This window comes from Desulfitibacter alkalitolerans DSM 16504 (assembly GCF_000620305.1).
In the GTDB taxonomy this organism is placed as follows: domain Bacteria; phylum Bacillota; class DSM-16504; order Desulfitibacterales; family Desulfitibacteraceae; genus Desulfitibacter; species Desulfitibacter alkalitolerans.
On record NZ_JHVU01000021.1, the window covers coordinates 53,662 to 73,175 of the forward strand.

Annotated in this window: 19 protein-coding genes; 2 read left to right on the plus strand and 17 right to left on the minus strand. The window is 38.6% G+C overall.

The window, feature by feature from the left end:
* Positions 1–116: 116 nt before the first annotated feature.
* From K364_RS0101520 to K364_RS0101545, 6 genes are all read right to left on the minus strand, one after another.
* Positions 117–863 (minus strand): LytR/AlgR family response regulator transcription factor, encoded by a 747-nt coding sequence (locus K364_RS0101520; protein ID WP_028306552.1) that lies wholly within the window; start codon positions 861–863, stop codon positions 117–119.
* A 175-nt stretch (positions 864–1,038) separates the two neighbouring features.
* Complete coding sequence (locus tag K364_RS0101525) at positions 1,039–2,034, minus strand: peptidylprolyl isomerase (protein WP_028306553.1); 996 nt, start codon at positions 2,032–2,034, stop codon at positions 1,039–1,041.
* A gap of 54 nt (positions 2,035–2,088) precedes the next feature.
* Complete coding sequence (mfd, locus tag K364_RS0101530; RefSeq protein WP_051533741.1) at positions 2,089–5,628, minus strand: transcription-repair coupling factor; 3,540 nt, start codon at positions 5,626–5,628, stop codon at positions 2,089–2,091.
* A gap of 56 nt (positions 5,629–5,684) precedes the next feature.
* Positions 5,685–6,071 (minus strand): hypothetical protein, encoded by a 387-nt coding sequence (locus K364_RS0101535; protein WP_028306555.1) that lies wholly within the window; start codon positions 6,069–6,071, stop codon positions 5,685–5,687.
* A 21-nt stretch (positions 6,072–6,092) separates the two neighbouring features.
* A complete protein-coding gene (gene pth / locus K364_RS0101540) occupies positions 6,093–6,659 on the minus strand; it encodes an aminoacyl-tRNA hydrolase (RefSeq protein WP_028306556.1) in 567 nt (188 codons plus the stop codon).
* Positions 6,660–6,727: 68 nt separating this feature from the next.
* Entirely contained in the window at positions 6,728–7,381 is a 654-nt protein-coding gene (locus K364_RS0101545; RefSeq protein WP_028306557.1) for a 50S ribosomal protein L25/general stress protein Ctc, read from the minus strand.
* Positions 7,382–7,497: 116 nt separating this feature from the next.
* Between K364_RS0101545 and K364_RS0101550 the strand changes: the two genes are divergently transcribed.
* Entirely contained in the window at positions 7,498–8,259 is a 762-nt protein-coding gene (locus K364_RS0101550; RefSeq protein ID WP_028306558.1) for a PRC-barrel domain-containing protein, read from the plus strand.
* Here the strand turns inward: K364_RS0101550 and K364_RS0101555 are convergent.
* From K364_RS0101555 to K364_RS0101590, 8 genes are all read right to left on the minus strand, one after another.
* Positions 8,256–9,203, minus strand: coding sequence for a ribose-phosphate diphosphokinase (locus K364_RS0101555; RefSeq protein WP_028306559.1), 948 nt, complete (start codon positions 9,201–9,203; stop codon positions 8,256–8,258). The genes K364_RS0101550 and K364_RS0101555 overlap by 4 nt on opposite strands.
* Before the next feature lie 71 nt (positions 9,204–9,274).
* Positions 9,275–10,636 (minus strand): bifunctional UDP-N-acetylglucosamine diphosphorylase/glucosamine-1-phosphate N-acetyltransferase GlmU, encoded by a 1,362-nt coding sequence (gene glmU, locus K364_RS0101560; RefSeq protein WP_035267526.1) that lies wholly within the window; start codon positions 10,634–10,636, stop codon positions 9,275–9,277.
* Between the two features lie 144 nt (positions 10,637–10,780).
* Positions 10,781–11,035, minus strand: a complete 255-nt coding sequence (gene spoVG / locus K364_RS0101565) for a septation regulator SpoVG (protein WP_028306561.1) — start codon at positions 11,033–11,035, stop codon at positions 10,781–10,783.
* A 136-nt stretch (positions 11,036–11,171) separates the two neighbouring features.
* Entirely contained in the window at positions 11,172–11,999 is an 828-nt protein-coding gene (gene purR / locus K364_RS22480) for a pur operon repressor (RefSeq protein ID WP_035267528.1), read from the minus strand.
* Entirely contained in the window at positions 11,992–12,765 is a 774-nt protein-coding gene (locus K364_RS0101575; RefSeq protein WP_028306562.1) for a nucleotidyltransferase family protein, read from the minus strand. Before K364_RS0101575 ends, purR begins: the two co-directional genes overlap by 8 nt.
* A gap of 46 nt (positions 12,766–12,811) precedes the next feature.
* A complete protein-coding gene (locus K364_RS0101580; protein ID WP_028306563.1) occupies positions 12,812–13,513 on the minus strand; it encodes a GntR family transcriptional regulator in 702 nt (233 codons plus the stop codon).
* 19 nt (positions 13,514–13,532) lie between these two features.
* On the minus strand, positions 13,533–14,381 hold the full coding sequence (gene ispE / locus K364_RS0101585; RefSeq protein ID WP_028306564.1) for a 4-(cytidine 5'-diphospho)-2-C-methyl-D-erythritol kinase: 849 nt from the start codon (positions 14,379–14,381) through the stop codon (positions 13,533–13,535).
* A gap of 206 nt (positions 14,382–14,587) precedes the next feature.
* Complete coding sequence (locus K364_RS0101590) at positions 14,588–16,108, minus strand: FG-GAP-like repeat-containing protein (RefSeq protein WP_028306565.1); 1,521 nt, start codon at positions 16,106–16,108, stop codon at positions 14,588–14,590.
* A 183-nt stretch (positions 16,109–16,291) separates the two neighbouring features.
* Here K364_RS0101590 and K364_RS0101595 point away from each other — a divergent pair, with 183 nt between their 5' ends.
* Positions 16,292–16,582, plus strand: coding sequence for a late competence development ComFB family protein (locus tag K364_RS0101595; protein WP_035267529.1), 291 nt, complete (start codon positions 16,292–16,294; stop codon positions 16,580–16,582).
* A gap of 78 nt (positions 16,583–16,660) precedes the next feature.
* Here the strand turns inward: K364_RS0101595 and K364_RS0101600 are convergent, their stop codons facing one another.
* The 3 genes from K364_RS0101600 to K364_RS0101610 are packed head-to-tail and all read right to left on the minus strand — an operon-like array spanning position 16,661 to position 19,493.
* Positions 16,661–16,948: a hypothetical protein gene (locus K364_RS0101600; RefSeq protein WP_028306567.1), complete on the minus strand. Its 288-nt coding sequence runs from the start codon at positions 16,946–16,948 to the stop codon at positions 16,661–16,663.
* 15 nt (positions 16,949–16,963) lie between these two features.
* A complete protein-coding gene (locus K364_RS0101605; RefSeq protein ID WP_035267530.1) occupies positions 16,964–17,467 on the minus strand; it encodes a gamma carbonic anhydrase family protein in 504 nt (167 codons plus the stop codon).
* Between the two features lie 22 nt (positions 17,468–17,489).
* A complete protein-coding gene (locus K364_RS0101610; RefSeq protein WP_028306569.1) occupies positions 17,490–19,493 on the minus strand; it encodes an ATP-dependent DNA helicase in 2,004 nt (667 codons plus the stop codon).
* Positions 19,494–19,514: the final 21 nt, after the last annotated feature.

The window sequence follows — 19,514 nt, forward strand, 5'->3', positions numbered from 1 at the left end:
GCTTTATTTCATATAGATATCCTCCAAAAAGGAGTTTTCATTGCACCAAAAGGTCCTTTTATCCTATGAATGTATTTCGATAGCACATAAAAAACTTACCTTGGATAAAAAACAGTTTATATACAATATTTTTCACGAAACACTTTCAGTTTTTCAAGTGTTATTAGAGCAGTTTCTTCTGTATTGGCCATCTTTATACTATAAGTCTTCTTTCCCCATGGGGTGATCTCCTTAACAAAGCCCACATTTATTATATAGCCTTTGTGGCAACGGAACAGTTTATTGCTGTCAACTCGTTCATATATTTGTTTAAGGCTTTCATAAGTGGAGAAAATCCCCTGGGTTGTATAGATGTTTGTTTTATGCTCAACCCGTGTTATCAAAATAATGTCCTTGATATTTACTAAGCTGCATTTTTCATTGGAAGATATCATGAACTTTTGGCCCTGGCAATCTAACTGTTGCGAAATATCTTTCACAAAATTCTCATGATAGCTCTCTGCTTTTAATTCAATGATCCTGTTTACTGTTTGATTTATACGTTCTAGATCAAAGGGTTTAATAAGATAATCGAAAGCATAAACCTGAAAGGCTTCCTGCATATAGTTGTCATAGGCCGTTACAAAAATAATAGCAACTCGGGGATTATGCTCAAAAATAACCCTGGCTGCTTCTACTCCATTTACTTCCGGCATGTCCACATCCACAAATATCACATCAGGTTTTAATTCTTTTGTCATTTGTATCAATTGTTTACCATTTTCCGCTTCCCCAATTATCTCCACATTGGGAATTTCATTTAACACTTGTTTTAAAACTAGTCGCATTGCTGGATCATCTTCAGCTATTATTATCTTTAACATTTTAAATGCACCTTTCATATAATAATTAATTCTACTTATTAGTACCAAAAGTAGCCATTTTGTTACACTATAAAATAAAAAAAGTCCCCTTTCATGAGGATTAAGTGTGTTTTGAGTTTAAAACAAAAACAAGACAAGGGAAGCGTCCCTGTGTCTTGTTGTGTCTTGCTTGTTGTTATTTATTGTTTTCCTTTTCCTTTTCTATGAGGTAATTGACTATTTCAGCTTCTGCATAAACCTTTGTAAAGTACTCATCAAATACCGCATTCTTTTCGTCATGAAGTATATAGCCTTCAATTTCTTCTCTTAGCTGTTCAAAGGTTTCTTTTTTATCCTCTGCTAGAATTATATGGTAGCCGAAGCTTGATTCTACAGGCTCCTGGCTGTAATTACCAACTGAAAGCTCATAAGATCCCCTGGCAAATTTGGGGTCAAGGTAAACATCATTTTCTGTGAAATAATATTCCATCTTTCCGCCATCTTTAGCTGTACCAGGATCATCACTGTACTGTCTTGCAAGTTCTGCAAAATCCTCTCCTGCATTAAGCCTGGCAATTAATCCTTGAGCCTTTTCTTTTGCTGCTTGTTTCTCTTCATCAGTTGCTGTTCCCTCTCTGGCCTCTATTAGGATATGACTAACCTTCATTGTTATTAGATACTGCTTATTTTCTTCGTAAAACTCTCTTAGAGCCTCATCTTCGGCATTAACATCCCTGGTAACATGATTAAACAGCTTTTCCATAATCAACTGCTGTTCTACAAGTTCTCTTACATCCTTTTCAGTAAGAAAGCTATCCTCTAAAGCCTTTTTAAAGTTTTCCTCGCCCATTGATTCCTTGATTGCCTTAAGTTCATCATCTACCATACCTGCTTCCAGGGTTATACCCTCAGCTTTTGCTGCCTGCTTAATCAAAGCATATTCAATCATTTCACTAAGAAGGTATTTGCGAAACTCACTTCTCTGTTTTTCTCCTTCTTCCCCTTCAAATGAGTGCCCTTGGGCTTCCATGGCTTTAACATACTTTTCTAACCTATCCTCTAACACATCGGATTTTATTTCCTCTCCATTAACAATGGCCACTACCTCAGCTTTTTTCCCACATGCGGTAAATATGAAAGCTACTGCAATAATCAACAATATTGCTATAATTTTAAGTTTATTAAGTTTCAAGTCCAGCCACCCTCTCTAATATATAAAATACAGTCTTGTGCCATTATAACAGTACTAGTGCTTTCCTTCAAGAGCAGCCAGCTTAAGAAAAATATTTTCCAGAAGGTCCAGAATCTCTTTTTGATTTAATTTATTGGTCCTTAACTTTATTACCAGACCCCTTGCACCAGAGAATGAAACCCTTCTATCCATGCCCCTTGCAAGCTCAAGAAGCTTTTCACCCTTGACACTAAAAGCTGGTGCAAAACATATTTCTATCTCGTCTCCTACATGCTTAATCTTTGTTACCATTAATTGCTTGGCCATGACCCTGATTCTTGTAAGAATTATCAAATTCTTACTTTCTACTGGCATTTCGCCATATCTGTCAACTAGGCTTTCTTCAATGTTCTTTACCTCTTCAATGGTTTCACAGTTACCCAACTCCTGATATATATCCATGATCTGACTGCTATCTGGTACATATTTGTTGGAAACATATGCTGAAACATTAACTTCAATTTCTAAGGCCTCTTTATCCCTTTCCTTCTGCCTCTCACCCTTTAACTGCCTGACAGCATCCTCTAATAGTCGACAGTATAGATCAAAACCTATTGCAAGCATGTGTCCATGCTGCTCAGGACCAAGAATATTACCTGCTCCCCTGATTTCTAGGTCTCTTTTTGCAATTTTAAACCCTGAGCCAAATTCTGTAAACTCTCTAATAGCTGCCAGTCTCTTTTCTGCCTGTTGATTCAGGACCTTATTCTTTCTATATGTGAAGTAAGCATAGGCAATTCTATTTGTCCTGCCGACTCTTCCTCTTATCTGGTATAATTGTGATAGTCCTAGCTTATCTGCTTCATCTACAATTAGAGTATTCACATTGGATATGTCTAACCCGTTTTCAACAATTGTAGTACAAAGTAAAACCTGATGGTTGCCCTCTATAAAATTGAGCATGACACTTTCAAGCTCATCCTCTCTCATTTTACCATGGGCAACTCCTATGGATGCATCAGGCACCATTTTTTCAAGGTATATCCTAACCCTATCTATGTCCTCAATTTTATTGTGTATATAGTACACCTGCCCCCCCCTGTCCAACTCTTTACGAATTGCATCTCTTACAAGGTTATCACTATATTCAATAACATAGGTTTGTACAGGATATCTATCCTCAGGAGGCGTTTCAATTACGCTCATGTCTCTCACTCCGGCAAGAGCCATATGCATTGTCCTTGGGATGGGGGTTGCAGTTAATGTCAATACATCAACATTTTTTCTAATCTGCTTGATCTTTTCCTTATGGCCAACTCCAAATCTCTGTTCTTCATCAATGACCAGCAAGCCCAGATTTTTAAACTTAATATCAGCTGAAAGAAGGCGATGGGTACCAATTACAATATCAATTGTGCCCTTTTCTAACCCTTCCACAACTTGCCTTTGCTCCTTATTTGTCCTGAATCTACTAAGGGTATCAATGACAACAGGGAAGTCTGCAAAACGCTCTAGAAAGGTTTTATAGTGCTGCTGGGCCAAAACTGTAGTTGGTACCAAAACAGCCACTTGTTTTGAATCTCTAACTGCTTTAAAGGCAGCTCTAAGAGCAACCTCAGTTTTGCCATAACCAACATCCCCACATATAAGCCTATCCATGGGCTTTGGCTTCTGCATATCTCTTTTAGTATCCCCAATGGCCTTTAACTGGTCAGGGGTCTCAGTATATGGAAAGGCTTCTTCAAATAATTCCTGGAGATTATCATCAGGTGGAAAGGCATGGCCTTCCAGGGTTTCTCGTGATGCATATAGTTCTAATAGTTGTTTGGCCATTTCCTGGACTGATTCTTTGACCCTGCCCTTAACCTTTTGCCAGTCTGTACCGCCTAACTTGTGAAGTTTTGGCCTGTGCCCTTCGGCACCTACATATTTTTGTATTAACTCCACTTGATCTGTTGGTACATAAAGCTTATCCTGTCCAAAGTATTGGATATTCAAATAGTCCCTGTAGACTCCACCGACTTTTAGATGCTCAATCCCCAAATATTTACCAATTCCATGCTGGACGTGGACAACAAAGTCTCCAACTTTAAGCTCACCATAATGACCAACCTTGGCTCCTTCTTTAAATGTCCTTAGAACCTTGCCATGCTTTTTCCTTCCAAACAGCTCCTCATCTGAAATTACTGCAAGCTTTATGGAGGGTATCTCAAATCCCTTGACAAAGCTCCCAAGGGTAATAAAAGACTTGCCATTTATCTCATCAAGGGAGGTAATTTTTTTAAGAAAGGGAATTTCTATTTTTTCTTCCCACAAATATTCCTTAAGTCTGTTTGCCCTTTCACTGGAAGAGACAGTAAAGACAACTGTATATCCTCTCTTTTTCCATGCTCTATATTCATCCAGCAGTAGCTTTATTTTCCCATGAAAGGGAGGTATGCTTTTCCCGGTAAAGCTTACTATGTTTGCCAATTCAGTATTAGGTATTTCTCTTGGCAGGGACGATAAATAGGTTACATTATGGATTTTTATGAGTTCCACTACCTCTTGGCTGGTAAAATTGGCACCCTGCAGGCCCGGAAGAGCTTTTCCAATATCTAGGAGCTCTGTTAAATTATTTAGCCTTTCTTCTTCAAGTCTTTTCAGGGTTTCAAAAACCTTAATAGGTTCAGAAACCATTATTAATGGTTTATTGACAAAGTATTCAACTATGCTTACCTGAGTTTCATAAAAAAATGGCTGCAACTTGTCAAGATCAACGGACCATAAATCATTTTTTAGATAGCCTAGCCATTCGTCAACCAGGTCTTTTAACTTTCTGGCAGCATTTCGCTTTCCCTTTGCTGCCAGCTTCTGAACATATTCCTCCCCATGACTTGAAAGCTTACCAATGGCTCTTTGACGTCTTTGCTCATCTACAATGAGCTCCCTGGCCGGAGGTATAACAAGGTTAAGGATTGTCCCCTTTGACCGTTGTGAAGCTGCATCAAAGCAGCGCATTGTTTCAATTTCATCGTCAAAAAACTCAATTCTTACCGGGTCACTGAAATTAAAGGGATAAATGTCCAAAATGTCTCCTCTGACACTAAACTGGCCTGAGCCCTGAACAAGATCAACCCTTTCATAGCCCAGCAGAACCAGGCTATCTATTAACTGGACATGATCATAGCTGGTCCCAACCTCAATCTCTATATGGGCATTTTTAAAGACATCCCTGGGAAGCATTTTTTGACTCAAGGTCTCAATTGGCAAAACCAGGCAGCGAATCTCTCCCTTTATTAACCTTGATAATACCTTTATTCTCTCCTCAGTAAGCTCATAGCTTTTGGCATAAAGACCATGGAGCAGTATTTCCCTTGGTGGTAAATAATCTACTTCTCCCTCTTGAAAAAAATTAAGCAAGTCATACATCATGTTTTTAGCTTCAGATACAGTTTCTGTAATAATCACCAGGGGCTTTTTAACCTCATATGCTGCAGACCCAATCCAGTAGCTTTGCTGGCTGTCCGTCAAGCCATGTATTAACTGGCCAACTGCCGGCTTGCGTAGATTATTTGTATAATTATTAAAATCTTCATTTGTTTGCAGCATTCCGCTGATTTCCCTTAAAACCAAAAATATCACCCCATAATCCCATGTAAGCTGCAGTTCCGATCATAACCTCAGGCGCCTTACAATTTTTGCAAAACAATATCCATAACAAATTTATTCCAAGAAATATGAACTATTGCTGCAATTAGTAAGGCTATGTAGATACTTCCTAATAATATAAATAACCCATATGTAATTATACCTAATATGGTGTGAGAAACAAGACTCACCATGGCTCCCAAGCTTTTTTTGGTATTTTTATAGTCCATTACGGCTTCTGCAAACCCAAAAACTATGTGGGTAAGAATAATGGATGTATTAAAAATCAAAGCTAATCCAGTTTTAAAAAGCTCTTCCGCAAAAGGCCCAAAGAATACCACTCCCTTGAGGCCTTCCTTTGAAAAAATATATCTATCAAAAACCCATGCCATTAAGCTTGCCATTAGACCAGCAATAATAAAAGCCATTTTTATCTCCTGTTTAACAATCTAATCCAGATATTTTCTATTATATAAATTCATGGCCCTTTCTATGTCCCCTGACAGTAATTTTTCAACAGCCTCTCCGGCCTTGGGAATAACTCTTTTTATTATTTCCCATTCCTTATGATCAAAAATACCCAAAACATGGTCAATGGTAGCGTCTTCATTCCTGCCAATACCTAACTTGATTCTGATTATTTCATTAGTATTTAAGTGATTTATAATAGACTGCATACCCTTATGCCCTCCAGAGGAACCAGAGGGTCTAATTCTAATTGTTCCAATCTCTAAATCTAAATCGTCATAAATAACTATAACATTTTCTACAGGTATTTTGTAAAAGTTCACTAGACCTCCGACACACACTCCGCTTAAATTCATGTATGTCTGGGGCTTTACTAATAAAATTTTCTCATGATTGTGGTAGCCTTCAGCTATCAGCCCTTTTTCCTTGGTCTTACTAAAATCCAATTTCCAGATATCAGCAAGGAAATCCACAACCATAAAACCGATATTGTGTCTGGTTGCTTCATATTTTTTTCCAGGATTGCCTAATCCAGCAATTAATTTCACCTTTTTTACCCCCCATGCATCTTAAAAACCTGGCATTAGCACCAGGTTTTTATTGAATATATGTGATTTTACTCTGTATCTTCAGCTTCGGGAGCCTCTTCAACCGCCTCTTCACCTGGACCCTCAATATGAGTTTCTGCCTCTTCAGCTTCTTCTTCAGCCCTTGGTGCTGACACGCTTACAACTACAGTGCTAGGATCCTCAACTATTTCTACTTTATCAGGGGTTTGTACATCAGCAGCTGTTATACTATCCCCTATTTGCAAATTAGTAATATCCACTTCAATTGAACCTGGAATATCTCCAGGCAAACAACGCACACTGATTTCTCTTAGCTGTTGTTGAACAATGCCACCCTCTGCTGCACCCATACTTTCTCCAACAAGAGAAATGGGAACAACTGTATTAAGTTTTTCAGACATGGATACTTGATAAAAGTCTAGATGTACCAGGGTGCCTTTGAAGGGATGTCTTTGGACTTCCTTTAAAATCACATTATATTCTTGAGGACCATTATCCTTATGTAGACTAATCTTGGCAAATGCATTTTCTCCACTTTTAGCAATAATCTTTTCCAATTCCTTTTCGGGAACAAGAATTGAAGTATTCTCAACTTCCTTTCCATATAATACGCCTGGAACAAAACCCTCTCTTCTAACTCTACTATTAGAACCTTTTGTTTGTTCATTACGCATTTGGGCTTGAATTAGAACTGTTTCCATTTTTGTCACCTCTCAAAATTCACTAATTTATTTAATAGTGTAACCTAATTTTAGCATAATACGTCTACCATGTGAATATTATCTTCCAAAGGACTCTTAAAGGAGGATGATCTGTCATGAACTTTAGGGGCAAAAACATCCATGGTAAAATAATTATAAGTTTACAGAATGGACAACATATTGGCAAGTTAAAGGGACTAGTTATTGACCCTGAGAACATTACTGTTGCTGCACTATTAATTGAAAGTAAGGCCCTATTTAAGGATAAAATGATAATCCCTTACGACAAGGTGCATAGTGTGGATGAAATAATAACCGTAAAAAACAGCAGCTGCCTGGAGAAAGCATCTAAAAGCACACTTACCGGAAGGCTGGTGAAACAAAACTTCAACCTCTTTGGTGCTAGAATAATAACTGAAGATGGTTCCATCCTGGGAACAGTAGAAGATTTTACCCTAGATGTAAAAACAGGTAAAGTCATGTCCTTGCTGGTGACAGGCAAAGTCTTTGAAAAATATTTTAAGGGTACGGCAGAGCTTCCTGTTTCCCAGATTATTACCATTGGCAGAGATGCAATAATAGCAAAAGCAGGTTCAAAGGAAGCCCTTCTCATATCAGATGATGCCCTGGCAGAAAAAATAGAGACCATCAAAGACTCAAGTGCTAAATTATGGAGCACAACAAAAGATTCCACTATAAAATGGTCAAAGCAGCTGTCAGCCACTCTTAAAAACCTTACTTCTTCAAAGGAAGATACTCAGCAAAATCACCAGGAAGCCTCTTTAGAGGAAACTGATCCCCAAGAACCGAAGGAAAAACAAATTATAGAAACTATCACTAATCCTGAACCAGAAGAAAAACAAGATAAAAAGCTCTAGTCAAAAAGCTTGCTCACTGAAAGATGCTCATGGATGCGAATCATGGCTTCTCCCAGTAAAGGTGCAATAGACAGCACCTTTAACTTTTTTGGCAGGTTTTCTTCCTGGATGGGTATTGTATTTGTAACAACAAACTCTTCAAAGGGAGCATTTTCTATTCTCTCTAGAGCTGGATGAGAAAGTACCGGGTGAGTACAGCAGGCATATACCTTTTCTGCTCCTCTTTCAAGCAAAGCAACTGCACCACCACAAATTGTACCTGCAGTATCTACAATATCATCAGTCATGATGACATTTTTACCCTTGACCTTACCAATAATATTCATAACTTCTGCCTGGTTAGGAGCAGGTCTCCTTTTATCAATAATGGCTATTTCAGACCCAAGTCTTTCAGCTAAATCTCTTGCCCTGGTAACCCCTCCAATATCAGGAGAAACAACAATGAAATTTTCCAGTCTCATCTTTTTAAAATGCTCAGCTAAAATAGGAACACCAATTAGATGGTCAAAGGGTATGTCGAAAAAGCCTTGAATTGCATTGGCATGTAAATCCATGGCTATCACCCTGTTAGCACCTGCAGCAGTTATTAAATTTGCCACAAGCTTTGCAGATATGGGATCCCTGGCCTTAACCTTCCTTTCCTGCCGTGCATAACCATAATAGGGTATTACAGCAGTTATCCTTTGAGCAGAGGCCCTTTTTAGCGCATCAATCATTATTAGCAGTTCCATAAGGTGTTCATTAGCCGGACTGCACGTGGGCTGGATAACATAAACATCGGCACCACGAACACTTTCATTTATAGCAATTGAAATTTCCCCATCTTTAAATCTTTGAATCAGTGCACATCCAAGGGGTATGCCCAGATAATCAGATATCTCCTCCGCGAGACGAGGATGAGCATTACCTGTAAATAGTTTAATTTTTTTCTTAAAACTAGACATTTTAAACCTCCGCGACATCAAGATATAAACATAGTAGTTTTCTATATTTATTGACAAAATCCTCTAAAATTCTACTTTTTCTTTCTCTCAGTCCAGTTTAAAATATTTCTTTGCTTTTGTCTAGCAACTGCTAAAGCTTCCGCAGGAACATCCTGGGTTATTGTGGATCCTGCTCCTATGGTTGCGTTTTTACCAACAGTCACTGGAGCAACCAGGTTAGTATTGCTGCCTATAAAGGATCCATCTTCTAAAACTGTCTGCCATTTATCCTTACCATCATAATTACAAGTAATTGTACCGGCTCCAACATTGACATTTTCCCCAATACTACAGTCACCTATATAGGACAAATGGGGAATCTTGCTGTTTTTATCAACAAAAGACTTTTTGATTTCTACAAAGTCTCCAATTTTTACATTATCAGCCAGCTTTGTGCCCGGCCTTAAATAACTAAAGGGACCAATCACACAATTTGAACCTATTTCTGCGCCAATGGAAATTGTATTATTAATATGAGTAAAGCTGCCCACATGGGTATTCTCTAAGCTGGTATGAGGACCAATTATACAATCTTCCCCTATTTTAGTATCTCCCTTTAAATGGGAAAAGGGAAGCACAACTGTATCCATGCCAATCTCTACTGAGGTTTCAATATATGTAACTTCCGGGTCAAAAATGGTAACACCCTCTAACATCCATTTTTCATTTACCCTTTTTTGAAATACCTTTTCTGCTTCTGCCAGCTGCACCCTATTATTGATTCCTGAAATTTCAAGGGGATCCTCCACAGCTATAGCCTCCACCCTTTGGTTCCGTTTTACTAGTATTTCTATAACATCTGTTAAATAGTATTCTCCCTGCTTGTTCTCAGGTGAAATTTCCTTTAAAGCACCAAATAAAGCTTCTCTATTGAAGCAGTAGGTACCGGAATTTATTTCCTTAATGGCCCTTTCCTGGGGCAGGGCATCCCTTTCTTCAATGATCATTTTCACCTGTCCCCTGGCATTTCTTACAATCCTTCCATAATTGGATGGATCTGAAAGAATAGCTGACAATATTGTTGCAGAAGCTTTGGTTTCCTGATGATGCTTCAGAAGCTTTTGTAGGGTTAAACCAGTTAAAAGTGGCGTGTCTCCGCACAAAACAACTATGGTATCAATCCCTTTACTAAGATATGGCTCTGCCTGGATAACGGCATGACCTGTACCAAGCTGCTTTTCCTGCAAGGCATATTTGTACTTATCACCTAACTCCCCTTTTACTTCCTCTGCCTGATGACCAACCACTAGTATACTTTCTTCAACGCCAATATATGAAGCCGCTTGACAAACGTGCCATATAAGGGATTTACCTGAAACCTTATGCAGGACCTTTGGGATTTTTGATTTCATACGGGTTCCCTTACCGGCTGCAAGTACAATGGATGCTATCATTAATATTCCTCCTTAAAACGTTGCTGCCTGACTGTTTAGCACTTGTTTTTTTTAAAATAAGAATACCATATGCCATATGAAAAAGAAATCTTGAGAGTTGCAGCAAAAAATTAAGGAGCAACAAATGCTCCCTAATGATAATTCTTACATGGCTTCGTCATATGCTTTTAACACTGCAGATTGGATAGTCTCTCTGGCTGATGAACAAATTGGGTGAGCTATATCTCTAAACTCACCATCGGGCATTTTACGACTAGGCATTGCAACAAACAAACCGTTCTGACCTTCTATAACTTTTACATCATGGATCACAAAAGCATCGTCCAAGGTTACAGATACAATTGCCTTCATCTTGCCATCTTGATTAATCTTTCTAATTCTTACATCAGTAATATTCAAGCCCTCACCACCCTTCATTTGTGCACATTACTAGCGTAGTTATTAATAATTCTTCGCCTGGCATAAAATTCCTTCTTGTTTCCTTATAATTTTACTCAAAATTTTTATATTTTAAACATTTTTACCAAAATGTAGTTTATTTTTTTAATTCTAACTGTAAATTTGGCTTAATAAAGGGATTTTCTGGATTATGGCTGAAGGTTTCCATTTCAAACAATGAATAATACTCTTTTACCAGCTTTCTTTCCGGTTCTATGGTGCTTAACAATACGCCAATTCCCTTGACTTCTGCTTTAAATTCCTTCATTAAGTCCAAACACCCGCCAATGGTGCCCCCACCCCTCATAAAGTCGTCAATAATTAATACTGATGAATTCTCCTTCATTGCCCTTCTAGGTAAAGACATGGTTTGGATTCTATTGGTAGAGCCTGATACATAATTAATATTTACTGAAGTCCCCTCAGTTACCCTGCTGTGATCCCTGATTATTACCAGGGGCACCCTAAAAACCTGGGCAGTCATAAGGGCAAGGGGTATTCCCTTGGTTTCCACAGTAACTATATAGTCAGGATTTGCTGCCTTATATTTCGTAGCAAAAATTCTCCCCAGCATCTGGGAGTGGTACGGATCAAATATAATGTCACTGGTGTACAAAAAACCTCCCGGCATGATCCTGTCATAATCATTTAACAAAACAGCCACCTGGTCCAGGTATTGTATTATTGCACCTTCCTCTATCCATGGGTAATACTTAATCCCTCCCGCAGCCCCAGCTATTGTTACTATTTCCCCCTTTTGCTCCCTTTCCAGGGTCTCCTTGACAAAGGTAATATCTTCACTAATGGTAGATTTCACAACCTTAAAGATGTTTTCGAAATAGTTTAATGTAAATAGCTTCCCAGGATTATCAAAGAGAATTTTACTAATAATCAACAGCCTTTCTGCCCTGCGCAGCTTATTCATAAGTACACCTGGTCCTTTCAATTACACTTTTTACAAGTTGGAGGTCACTTGGCTTATCCACATCAATACCAATCTCTGGATATGGGCTAATTACTGCCCTGCCTTTCACGCCTAATAGGTTTGAAAACTTTTCCTCCGCTTCTTGTAAGGTTAGTCTTCTAGTAACCAGCTTTAAAATGAATCTCCAGCCTATCAGGCTGCTAAGTGCCAGGGGACTTTTTCTAAGCTTGACAAGCCTTTTTCCCTTTTCAGCGCATTTATGAACTATGTTTGGATTAACTAGAAAGGCATTCCCGCCTGTATAGGTTCCATCTTTTATGGTCACATATGTTCTTTTAATTCCTGGGTATTTGGCTTCATTTGCCTCCCTTGGTACTATAGGATAGTAGATATCAACACTTGTATCCTGGCAGGCTTCCAAAAATCCAGAGATGGCAGGTGGGTTTATCAACGGTATGTCTGCTGTCAGAATCAAAAGTCGCCCCTGTGGTTTAAGCAATTCCAAACCATTAATAACACTATCAATGGCACTTTTTCCTTCTTCAGCAATAATTAGTTTTTCTTTATGGGCAAAAATGTTTTGCAGCTCATTAGGTCCCACTATAGCAATTTTATTGATACCTGGTGTATGTTCCAGGGCCTCCACCACATATTCTACCATGACCTTGTCCCCAATTGGAATCAAGGCCTCTTTGGCCACTTCACTGCATTTTTGCAGTTTGTCTGAATTATATCCTCCTGCTATTACAAGGGCATCTACCTGCATAATTAAGCTCCTTTCAGCAACCCAAATGAATTAAGCCTACAGCTTTTTATATCTCATCCTTAAATGGGAAATAGGACCTTTCTTTAAAGGCTTCTAATATGCTATTCTCAGCATTTTCAATATGTTCTTTCGCCAACTTCTGTGCCAGGGCAACATTTCTTGTGGAAATGGCATCCACCAGCTCCTGATGTTCTTTTAGAGTATCTTTAAGCCTTCCTGGTGATGCTAGAGATGCAGTTCTATATCTTTGAATTTGCTCTCTTAAATTATTTAAAATCTGTACTAATCTATCATTTCTACTGGCACCATAAATAATCTCATGAAAATCTGTATCATACTGGATTATATTATCCAAATCTGAGTTGTCCACTGCATTTTTAACTTCAACCAGCTTCCTTTCCAGTTTTTCTAACTGGTCATCAGCTATTCTCTGGGCTGCAAGACCTGCCGCTAATGCCTCCATGGCAGCCCTTACCTCAAATACCTGGGCAATATCCTTTAGAGAAATGTCCGATACATAAGCACCTCTGCGTGGTATTATAATTACAAAGCCTTCGATTTCTAGTTTTCTAATAGCCTCTCTCACAGGTGTTCTGCTTACACCTAATTCCTCAGCAACCTGCTGTTCCATTAATCTTTCCCCAGGCTTTAACTTGCCATTAACAATAGCGTCCTTAAGGGCTTCTAATACAATCTCTCTAAGGGGCTTATAATTTTCAAGTTGTACAGGCGAAAGTCTTTTTTCCATAGCTCTACACCGCCCTCCATCAAATAGTTTTACACAAATATACCTGCGTATAAACCTTCTTAAAATATTTTAACATGCTCTGAGTTTTATGGCTGCAGGAGCATATTGCAAAAACTGTAGGACCACTGCCGCACATAAGAGCTCCATCTGCTCCCATTGCAAGCATTTTGTTTTTTATTTCTAAGACTTCTTTAACCATTGAACTTGTAATAGGCTCTAAAACATTACCCATGGAACTAACCAGGCCTGCAAAGTCACCACTTTCTATGGACTGTACAGCCTTTTCTATATCTGGCCTTGATCTTAAATTCTCAACATTAACCCTGTTATATACATCTTTAGTGCTAACACCTACATCAGGTTTAACCAGCAAAATGCTATATTCTTTCATTGGCTGGAGTATGCTTAGCCTATCTCCAATGCCTGCAGCAAGCACAGTACCCCCTACCACACAGAAGGGGACATCAGCTCCAAGGCCTTTGCCTATATGCACCAATTGGGCTATTGTTAAATTCAACCCATATAGGATATTGAGTCCATGCAGAACAGCAGCAGCATTTGAGCTGCCACCGGCTAGACCCGCAGCTATGGGAATGTTTTTTGCAATTCTTATCCTTGCCCCTCCCTTAATGCCGGCCCTTTCAAAAATAGCCTTTGCTGCTTTATATGCTATGTTCCTTTCATCTAAAGGCAGTTCAGGATGATCACTTTCTATATGTATGCATCTGCTAATTTCTATTTCAACCTGATCAAATAAATCTACAGACTGCATAATGGTTCTAAGATTATGATAACCGTCAGCCCGCTTGTTAACAATATCCAGACATAAATTTATTTTCGCATATGATTTAAAGTTAATTATATTCACACCAATATATTCCCCTTTAAAGAAAGTTTTATATTTTGTCTGTATTTTATATTCCCTATAAAGATACTTGTTTAAACTCAAAAATCCTTTTTTAAACAGAAAAAAAGGCTTAAATATATTAAGCCCTTCACTCCCTTTATGGCGATTTCAGGGAATAACTCCCATTATAGTTTTTACCTGGCAGGCAATAATTATTCTAATTATAGCTATATTGGCAATTTTATCTTTTCACCTGATTCTATATCTCCCTCAATGGATAGTTTATTTATTTTTGCAAGGTCCTCAGAGGAAACTCCATGTTCTTTAGCAAAAACACGCAGGGGCTTTCTTTCTCGTACAATGAGATCAAATACTAAGATTTGTGCAACTATAACCACCTCAATTAACCTGGGGGTGCTGGGATTAAATCTAAAGTCAACAAATTCCACTTCCACATCAACAAAAACCCTATGCCTTGGCAACAGTCCGGGCACAGGCACAAAGTGAGTAAAAGGTATCTCTGCATCTATTGCAAATACTCGCCTATCGGGCTCTGCCACATATAATATGTTTACTAAAAACTTTCCGGATATAATTATTTTACCTTTAATGGCTTCCTTTCTAAATATTATTACCTTATCAACCTTTACTTCGGCTACTTTAATAGCAGGAGGGAGGTTTTTTGGTATGTGCACTGTTTGCTGTACAAGGAATTGGCTTTTTGCTTCAAAAAAGTCTTTTACTATAATTATGACACCTGTTTTACTAATAACTATAACTTCAATATAACCGTCTTTTTCTACATCTCCTTTAGCAAAACTGACAACATAGACTTCCATATCTATCTGTTTTACAAGAACAAAATCTCTTCCCCGCAGCTTATATACATGCACCTGTGCCCCAACAGCAACAAATATTTCTGGCCTTCCATCCTTATCCCAGTCTGCAACCTCCACGTCTTCGATTACACCAGAAAATCCATGGCTCAACCATTTTCTTGCTAAGCTCTGTCCTGATACACCAAGGACAAGTAATCTTCTTCTATTAGATGTTGATATGATTATCTCATCCATGAAGTCATTGTCTACATCCTTTACTCCCAGCAGCACATCTGCTTTCATGCCAATGGTTTCTTCTATAACTATTTCAAGTTGACCATTGGTTAATATAAATAGAGTTAACTTGTCACCACCTGATCCAGCCACATGCTCAAGGGTTACCAGCTGTTTTTGATGATGCCTGATAACACTGCCAATTCTAACCTGCAGGGACGTTCTTGAAACCCTTTCAGTTATTAATATTAGGGAACCACCCTGGATTTTATAGATTAGAATTTTTGTGCGCCCTACCACTATAACTATCTCATCAACCAGATCCCCTGTTAAGTCCCCAATGGTAATATCTGTGATCTCAACTTCCATGGCTGCAGAAATGTGGATTCTTTCAAACCTTCCACCTCTCCACTTAAAAACAACAAAGGAGTTCCCAGATGCAATTATTATTTCTTTTTTACCGTCCCCATCCACATCCCCCACTACAGCCTTGGTAATTCGTCTCCCAAGATTTAGTGCAGATATTCTTCTGAAAACCCTTCCATCATACCTGAATATATATATACTTCCTGTTGGATGGACTGCAACAACTTCATCCTGTCCAATACCCGTAAAATCGCCCACGAAAATCTCCAGGTTATCAGGTAAATTATATCCCGTCCAGACATAACCATAGTCCTGTATGTCTTCAGTCATTTTCACTCACCCCTTTTCCCATATTATATGTAACATAACCAGCTAAAGTTAAAGAACCAATGTCTAAGTTTGAACTTTAACTTAAAGTAAAATTTTCCATAGAAAGTATGGGAAAAAAGGGTATTTAAAAGAAAAAGCGAATGATATAAAAAGCGCAGATATGATTGTGAAGGGGGCAGTTTAATGTCGGGAGACTCAAATTTCTTGGTTAGAAATACAATGGAGATTCTAGTGTGGCAAATGGTTGACGATGTTATGAGAAAGTTTCCAGAGGTGTGCGGTTGCGAGGGATGCAGAAGTGACATAGTTGCCCTTGCTCTAAATCAGCTCCCTCCCAAATATGTGGCTACTGAAATAGGAGAGGTTTACAGCAAAAGTAATATCCTGGAAAGTCAATACAGGGCCGACATAATCGGAGCCATAACAAAAGCCATAGTTAAGGTAACCGAATCCCCAAGGTGTAAAAGGGCGTGAGAATAATGTCTTACGCCCTTTTTAAAAAAATTTTTGTCTGATTTAAATAATTAGTCTTTTATTTTGCTGTCAAGTTAATCAAAATATATTAGAATATATTTTAATAATTATTAGAAAATAAACGGCAGCCCAGATAATACTGTTTACTAAAATAAAGTTCTTTTTGTTTTTGCCAAAAATATAATAGAAAGTGGGTATTTGAGCAATTAATATGATATACAGTAAACCGGCAAATTTTGGTGTCATGTTGAGATAAATTAAAGCTGGCCAGTACAATACTAAACCGACTATTAGTAAATTTTTATCTGATGTAAAAACTGATACTATTAATATAATTAAAGAAAGAACTACTAAAGGCATCAGCATATCTGACTACCCCCTTTACCTGTAGTGCTTCTTCCACAGGTATGCATATCTTCTGGCAAGTACATTAATTTCCCTTAGCTCTTCTGGCTTTAGCTCCCTTACCACCTTTCCCGGAGTTCCTAGAACTAATGAGTTAGGAGGCACCTGCATGTTTTGAGTCACAACACTGCCGGCACCAATGATACAGTTGTCACCTACATGGGCACCATTTAAAACCACGGCATTCATGCCTATCAAGGAGTTATTTCCAATTCTGCATCCATGGACAACGGCGCCATGGCCAATGCTTGTATAGTCGCCAACTTCTACAGGATGCTTCATTCCCACGTGGAGAACAGCATTGTCCTGAACATTGGAATAGCTGCCTATGGTAATATGATTTATATCTGCCCTGATTACCACATTATACCAGACACTGCTGCCAGCCCCCAGCCTTGCCCTGCCGATGATCATGCCAGTTTCAGCTATATAGGTTTCAGGGTGTATCTCTGGTTTAAATGCTCCGAAATCTCTAATCATTACAATTCACTCCCTAATGTCATTAATTAGTGTCATTTAGCAGAAATCTGCTAATTTCTGAAAGATAGTTGGATATGGATACATCTGGCAATGAATTTAAAAAATACTTTCCATAAGTGTTAAGCTTTATTCTCGTGTCCAATACAACAACTACTCCCTTATCATTTTTGGACCTGATAAGCCTGCCAAAGCCTTGTTTAAATTTTATAACTGCCTTGGGAACTGAATATTCCAGAAAGTCATTTTTCCCCATGTCCTTTAGCTTATTCATCCTTGCAGCCTCTAAGGGATGGCTGGGAACTGCAAAGGGAAGCCTGGTAACAATGACGCAGGTCAGCTTATCTCCTGGTACATCCATTCCTTCCCAGAAGCTGCTGGTGCCAAATAACACAGGACTGTCAGCTTGTTTAAACTGTTCCAGCAGTCTAAAGGGTGATATGCCCCTGCCTTGTGCCATTGGAGATAAACCTTCCTCCCCCAGCCAGCCATGCATTTTATCGTAGCAGTAGTTTAATGAGCTATATGATGTAAAAAGAATAAAGGCTCGTCCCCTAGTCTGGGACAATATTTTCTTACAGCATTCTATAATATATTCATTGTAATCAGGACTTTTTGGGTGCAGTCCCTTTCTGGGTATGAGCACCAGGCATTGCTTGTTATATTCAAAGGGGGATTCGCATATCTTATGGCAGTAGCTTTTAACACCAAGCCTCTCTGCCATGTAAGCAAAGCTGCCACCAGTTGCCAGTGTGGCTGATGTAAATAAAACCCTGGCATCACTAAAAAGGTCCAGCTCCAAAATATTTGCAGGCTCAATGGGACAAGCTTTTAATCTGGCAGAGCCCGCATCATCCTTCTCAATCCAATATACAAAGTCATTAGCTTCTGCAGCAAGCAAAAAGTCCAAATCTGCCAAAAGCTCATGCCCTGCAGCAGCAATGTTTTCTCTTTCACCTTCAGCTTCATAGGAGAGCTCCAAAATATCACCCACTTCAGGGGCATTGATATACTTGATTAAACTGTTAAGCTTTTCACGCAAACCTGTTTCTTTCACTAGCTCAGATTGATACGAAAAGGTGCTGCTGTTTAACAAATGGTTTTCCAATTCATTAAAAAAAGTAGTATTTTCCTCTTCAAGGACCCTGCGCAGCTCTTTCACATCTTCATAAAATCCTTCATTTAATCTAACTGCTTTTCCAAAACTAGAATGGGAATTAACTATCATCTGTGAAAAATTTCTAATCCTAAAACTACTCATTTCCATTGCAAAGGATTCAGCAATAACATCCTCTATATGGTGAGCCTCATCAAATATGACCTTTGTGTAATCAGGCAGCAAAGAGTTACCGGAAGGTTTTAATGCAAGGTCAGCAAAGAATAAGGCATGATTAACAATTAGAATATGAGCAGCAACCTGTTCTTCCCTGGCAGAATTAATGAAACACTGTTTTTTCCATGGGCATCTATATTTTAAACAGTTATACCTTTGACTGCAGATATCATCCCATATTAAATTTGTGGGACATTCAATATAATCCCTTTCCCCTATGCCTTTATTAACATATTCAACAATCTCACCAAGCTGCTGCTTCTTTTCCTTGTCATTATCATCCCACAGCTTTATTTGCTTTAATATATTGGCATCTTGCACAATGCTTAGAGCATTATTATACCTCCTCAAGCATATGTAATTACTCCGACCCTTTGCCATAACCACCTTTAAAGGACCCCTGGCTTTGAAAATTTCCTCCACCAGGGGCAGGTCCTTTTCTAACAGTTGATTTTGAAGAGCTTTTGAAAAAGTAGAAACCACTACCCTTTGACGGCTCTCTATTGCCCAATGAGCTGCAGGTATAAGATAGGCCAAAGATTTGCCTACTCCAGTACCTGCCTCAATAAAATAGTTTTCATGGGAATTGAGATATTTCTCAACTTCCAATCCCATGGCAAGCTGTCCTTCCCTAACCTCAAAATCCGGTCGGTGCTTTAACAATTCTTCTTTAAAAAAGCTGCTAATTGTACCCATGCAAAGCTCATACTCCCCCAT